The sequence below is a fragment of the Pedobacter sp. GW460-11-11-14-TSB4 genome (assembly GCF_059423705.1).
Genome location: NZ_JBWKYI010000030.1, coordinates 51,781 through 57,839 on the forward strand (window position 1 = coordinate 51,781; position 6,059 = coordinate 57,839).

Here is a 6,059-nt window from a genome sequence, read left to right on the forward strand (position 1 = left end):
ATTAGGTATCTTATGAAAACTAAAGACAATCAAAACACAGCGGAAAAAGGGAGTAAAAGTAAAGGAAGCGCAAAGGAAAAGGCCTCCTTCGATCAAAATGGAAAGGGTTCTTCAGATAAATTTGGACAGGCTGGCTCCACACCTAACGAATCAGGAACGGGCGGACCAGGTACTGTAGATAAAAACAAAAAGGCTTAGAAAAGATAAAAAGAGTAAATACTCTTTTTATCTTTCATAGATACTCATCTTTTCAGCCAGTTCTATAATGCTTTTTATTTTAAGCTTTTGGAAAAGTCTCAGTTTATAAGTACTTACTGTACCCATTTGAAGATTCAGCTGATTAGAAATTTCCAATACCCCTATCCCCTTTGTTAGTAATTCTGCTACTTCTAATTCCCTGCCCGAAAGTTTGGTAAAAGGATTATCCGCATCGTTACCCAATATACTGTTGAACATGTTTTCCTTCACATTTCTGCTCGAATAGCGACTGCCAGCTAAAATAGTAGTAATGGCGGTTACAATTTCAGATTCTTCTGCATTTTTAGTTAAGTAACCAGATGCGCCAGATTTTAAATATGGAACGGCATAAATATTCTCATTCAAAGATGAAAATACCAAAATTTTTGCGTTTGGCTGAACCAGTTTAATCTGATCGATTACCTTCAGGTTATTACCTCCCGGCAAGTTTACATCGATGATGATTAAACTTGGCGATTTTTCTGTTTCGACAAGCGCCTGCTCTAAGGTAGATGCATGAATGATTTCAACACCAGGCCAAAAGTCTGATATTAAACCTTTTAATCCACGACGGATGATCTCATGATCATCAGCGATGAGCACAGTAAAAGTACTTACGGCATTTTTTGTTTTCATTATTTTAAGAATATTCTGCAAGTTAATAAAAAGTTATTTTTTTGTACGCAATTGTAGTTAATTTTTCGTTTAAATGTGTAAATATTATTATACACAAGTTTACAGTTTTGTTTAAAACACCCGTGGGGTTGCTAATCTGATGTTTTGCTTAATGAACGAATAGGACAATGAAATCTCGTGTGTTCCGCCGCTATAGCCTTGTAACGGGCCGATTGAAAAATCGTAACCATAACCGATCCTGAGTTTTTCTGACGGAAAAATCTGTATCGCTGCTACGGCAGAGTTCCTGGGTGTAAGATCACGTTGCAAATAGTTTTTATCATACAGCTTTACTCCTGTCCGGTACGAACCGCCTACCCAGATAAAATCTTTGATCATCAAAAATGCATTCACATCTAAACTCGTTGGTCCCCCCCGATCATCTTTTAACAGGAAGGAAGGTTTTACCTGAAAATCTTCTGAAAGCGGAAACAAAGCTCCGGCGGTCAGGTAATAATGCGGTTTTGGCTGTGGGATAAAAGCATAACGGTCGATATCGATATAAGTGGCAATCAGGTTATCGGCTGAGAAACCTGCATAAAACCTGTCGTTGGCAAAGTAAACCCCTGCCCTTGCATCGGGCACAATGGTACTCTGCATGCCTACTGGCTGATTTGGTTCCGGATTGTTCGGGTTCAGCATGGAGCCGTCGATACCCAACTGTACCATGCCCACACCCAAGCCCAGCGCCAATCTCGAGCTACCATCATCATTCATCCTGATCCGGTAGGCATAGTTGCCGTAAATACTCAGGTTAGTCTGTGCACCCAGTTTATCGCTCGCCACCTGAAGGGCCAAACCAACGTTACCGCTGTTTGCAATGGCATCTACAGCCAGCGACATGCTTCTTGGTGCTCCGGTAATCCCTGTCCACTGGCTACGGTAAAAGCTATGCACATTCAGCACCTCTTTATATCCGGCATAAGCGGGGTTGATATAAATCCCGTTGAACATGTATTGGCTATACTGGGCATCCTGCTGTGCAGATACCGGCTGCGGAAGCCACAAAAACAAACCTGCTATTAATCCTATTAGTTTCTTCATCGTATCTTCCTCCCCAATTAGTTTTTAAATGCCCTGATCAGGGTGATATAACCTTTAAATACTTTCCACTCATTATTTCCGGCTTTTTTAACACGTAGCAGGTAATAATAAGTTCCCTCATTCAAGCCTTCGCCCGTCCAGTTATTCTGGTAAGCTTTAGCGCGGAACACTTCGTTACCCCAGCGGTTAACAATGGTGATTTCGTTTTCAGCAAATTGGGCCAGGCCATTAATCTCGAAAGTATCATTTATACCATCGCCATTAGGTGTAAACAGATTCGGGATCAATAAATCATCGCCTGTGATAATGGCTGCATCTGCCTGAACCATGTTATTGTTCAATACCGGATCTGGCTGATCTGCTTTTACTGTTGCCGAATTATTTAATACACCCGCAGCTAAGGTTCTTGCTTTAAAGGTTAATGTGGCACTCTGATTTAAATCTAAACTGCCAACTAACCATACTAAATCTCTGCTGGTGGTCGTATAAGTTGTTGTACCGATGGTAACCGTAATTTCTTTAGGCGCATCGATAATGGTGGCAAGCTTATCGGTAACCGTAACGCCTGTTGCCCTGTTTGGTCCTTTATTGGTTACCGTAATTTTATAGGTTACATCCGCACCTGTTTTGATATCGCCTTTGGTTAACAATTCCTTTGTCACCATTAAATCAGCCGAATTATCTACAGCTACAAGTGCTTCCGGGTTAATGCTTGTTCCCGTCGGGCTCGTCATGATGGCCACATTTTTTATGGTATTGTAGCTATTTACATCTGGTGCAACTTTCGCATCAAAAGTTAATACAGTACTCGAATTGGCCTGCATATTAATCGTCCATTTCAAAGTGTTGCCCATAACCGTACCGTAACCTGAAACCGAGTTCGGAATATAGGTTAAGCCTGCAGGAAGTTCATCCGTTATGGTTACGCCATTTAATGCCGATCCGCCTGTATTTCTTACCTGAAGCGAATAAGTCAAAATTTCATTGGCCTGTGCTTTGCCATCTTTATTGCCTTTATTGTCAGCAACCGATTTACTACCTTCCAGCATTCCTTCTGTAGGGATGGATACCGTTGGGCTTAATGGTGTTGAGGCATTTCCAGGATCGGTTACGGTAGCCGTGTTGTTCACGCTTAACACACCCGAAGGAATGATAGCATTAACCGTTACTTTGAAGCTTACCTGTACCTGTCCGTTGGCAGGAATAGTCAAATTGTTCCAGTTTAATATATTGCCGGTTAACGACCCGCTATTATCTGCACTGGCGCTTACATAAGTCGTATTAGCAGGAATGGCATCGGTAATCTTCACACCTGTTCTGGCTGTATTTCCGTTGTTTTTAACGATAATGCGATAAGTTAAAACCTCATTTGCTTCAGCCTTTCCATTATTACTGGCATCGGTAACTGTTTTTGAACTTACGATTTTTGGCAATTCTAAAATAGTAGGATAATCGTTGTCTTCCTCGGTTCCCGAAATATCCGAAACTGAAGTTCCTGCTGGTGTAGTGGCCGTTAATGTAGCTGTGTTTCTTACCGAACTTGCATTTTTCTCTGCCTGCGTAATGGCATAAATGGCTGTGGCCACTGCCGTTTGATCAGGTGCGATACTTGCAGGTGTGAACGTAAGCGTTGATGAAATTTTTGGATCAAGCAAACTGAAATTGTTTAGCGTCACATTCCCGGTATTTTTTGCCGTAAAAGTATAGGTAACCGAATTTCCATCAGCACTTAAAACACCTGTTTTAACCAAAGTAAGGCCTGGTGTTTCTTTGATCGGGAATACCGTAGGATCATCAGGTGCCAGGGTTCTCGGATCATCTGAAAGTTTACTCAGTTTATTAGCGCCCGAATAGTTGGCAACCAAACCCGCCTGATTTACAAACTTGCCATGATCAATTTCTGGTTGCGTTAAGGTGTGTCGTGCTAAAATCAATGCAGTTTCTGCAGGTTCTAATTTACTGATGGTAGCAGGCGTAATACTTCCCGGATCGGCACCCTCATCAGTTACCACAATATTGGTTAAGGTAACATTTCCGGTATTGGTTACCTGAATGTTGTACTCAATTACTTTAACCACCCCCGCGCTATTGGCAAATATTTTAGTAAACCTAACCGATGGATTGGCCACAATTGCGGTAAAGGTGGCATCATCTGCTGCAGGAGTTGATGGATCGTCGGATACTTTTACAATCGTATTTCCTTTCGGGTCTTTTACGTTTGCACTTACCTGATTACTGAAACCACCAGCGTTTACATCACTTTGTTTTACGGTATGTTTAGCTGTAATATTAACGGTAGCGCCTGGCAATACCGAAGTGATATTCGCCGGTATTAAACTACCCGCATCGGCATTGGCGTCAACTAATGTAATATCGGTTAAGGTTACATTCCCGGTATTTTTAAATATAATGCTGTAATTGATTACATCACCAGCCTTGGTTGCACTGTTTGTGGCAGCTTTGGTTAAGGTGAAACCTGGTGAAGGCGTTAATTTGGTTACTGTAGCATCATTTGGTGCCGGCGTAGATGGATCGTCGGATAACTGATTAATTGTATTTCCTTTATTATCGGTTAATTTTATGGATGCCTGGTTGGTAAACGATCCCTGGTTAATGTCGTTTTGTGTTAAGGTGTGTTTTGCCGTAACATTAACACTTTCGCCAGGTGCCAAAGTTGAAATGCTTGCTGGTTTGATCGATCCTGCATCAACCGCAGCATCGCTCACGCTTAAATTACTTAGCGTCACACTTCCGGTATTGGTAATGGTAAAGTTATAATCGATCGACTCGCCAATTTTCGTTCCTACGGCACTGGCTACTTTCGTAAAAGTTAGTGAAGACGTATTCAAAACTGGTGTTTCCGTAGGATTATCGTTTCCAGCTGCAGTTCCGGAAATATCTGTAACCGTATTTCCTGCTGGTGTTTTGGCACTTACCGAAGCGCTGTTACTTACTGATCCGGCATCTTTATCACTTTGTGAAAGGATATAAACCTGATTGTAGGTAAAACTCGCTCCTACGGCTAATGCTGTTAAAAATGTTTGATTTAAAGCTAATTTCTGATCAGTTAACACCACATGATTTAAGGCTACCTCGCCCATATTGGTGATGTTAAAGGTGTAAGTAATGCTGTTACCATCTGCACTTAGCACAGCTGTTTTAACCAATGTTACTTTGCCTTTCATGATCGGTGTGGTAACGGTTGATTGGTTGTTTACATTTTCAGGATCTGTTGTTTTACCTGTTGGATTTAGGGAAACACTATTGACTAAATTTACACCGGTAAATCCTGCTGCAACATGTCCGTTAACCGTTAAACTTACCTGTTCACCTGCCAGTAAATCTGCAGTTAGGGTAAAGGCATTGCCTGACGAACTGTATGTTCCTCCCGTTGTGTTATAGGTTATATTTTCTAAACCTGCCGGAAGATTTTCTATCAATGCAATGGATTCACCACTTAATACCGTTGCTGGTCCGTTGTTTTTGATGGTGATCGTATAACTGATATCGCCATTGGTTTCAACACCAGTTACATTGGCGGTTTTGCTTACCTGAAGATCAGTTATCCAGTTCGGGATGTTTACCGTAACGATTGCTATTGAAGTTTTTGCCACATCCAGTTTATCGGTAATCTGATAAGTCAAGGTATAAACTCCAGGAAGCGTTCCTGCTGCAACATTTACTTTTCCGCTTGCTGCATCGATGTTAATTTTTGGATTTGAAGTTGAAATCTGATTGATGGTAACCGTAGCGGTAGTCGCAGGTGAAGCATCATTATACTTATCGTTAACCAGGATATTTTCAACAGCTGTACCACCTGTAAAACCATTTGCTGTTCCGGTATCATCTTTGGCCAGAATGGTACTGGTACCAACCGTGATGGTTACTGTAGCCGTTTTCGTCTGGCCTGGGTTCAGTTTATCTTCGATCTGGTAAACCAAAGTATAAGTTCCTGCCGGCGTATTTGGTGCAACATTCACTTTTCCGGTTGTCACATCTAAAGTAACATTTGGATTGGTGGTCGAAACCTGGCTTAGTTTCACTTCATTTAAGGTAGCCGGGTTACCGTTGTAGGTATCGTTAAGCAATACATTTTCAACTGC

Annotated in this window: 4 protein-coding genes; 1 reads left to right on the forward strand and 3 read right to left on the reverse strand. The window is 41.6% G+C overall.

The window, feature by feature from the left end; translation table 11 throughout:
* The first annotated feature begins 12 nt into the window (after positions 1–12).
* Positions 13–198 carry a hypothetical protein gene (locus AC07YT_RS21395; RefSeq protein ID WP_086545770.1) on the forward strand — a complete coding sequence of 62 codons (186 nt, stop codon included), beginning with the start codon at positions 13–15 and terminating at the stop codon, positions 196–198.
* Between the two features lie 27 nt (positions 199–225).
* On the opposite strand, the gene AC07YT_RS21400 is transcribed toward AC07YT_RS21395, so the two are convergent.
* The 3 genes from AC07YT_RS21400 to AC07YT_RS21410 all read right to left on the reverse strand — a co-directional run.
* Positions 226–873, reverse strand: a complete 648-nt coding sequence (locus AC07YT_RS21400; protein WP_057934807.1) for a response regulator — start codon at positions 871–873, stop codon at positions 226–228.
* 111 nt (positions 874–984) lie between these two features.
* A complete protein-coding gene (locus tag AC07YT_RS21405; protein ID WP_086545769.1) occupies positions 985–1,956 on the reverse strand; it encodes a PorP/SprF family type IX secretion system membrane protein in 972 nt (323 codons plus the stop codon).
* Between the two features lie 17 nt (positions 1,957–1,973).
* The coding region (locus AC07YT_RS21410; RefSeq protein ID WP_494945514.1) for a DUF7507 domain-containing protein at positions 1,974–6,059 on the reverse strand (4,086 nt) is incomplete at its 5' end.

What these genes read in the sequence shown, in the direction of transcription:
- AC07YT_RS21400 (WP_057934807.1), bottom strand. Translation starts at nt 873, where the DNA reads ATGAAAACAAAAAATGCCGTAAGTACTTTTACTGTGCTCATCGCTGAT.
- AC07YT_RS21405 (WP_086545769.1), bottom strand. Translation starts at nt 1,956, where the DNA reads ATGAAGAAACTAATAGGATTAATAGCAGGTTTGTTTTTGTGGCTTCCG.
- AC07YT_RS21395 (WP_086545770.1), top strand. Translation starts at nt 13, where the DNA reads ATGAAAACTAAAGACAATCAAAACACAGCGGAAAAAGGGAGTAAAAGT.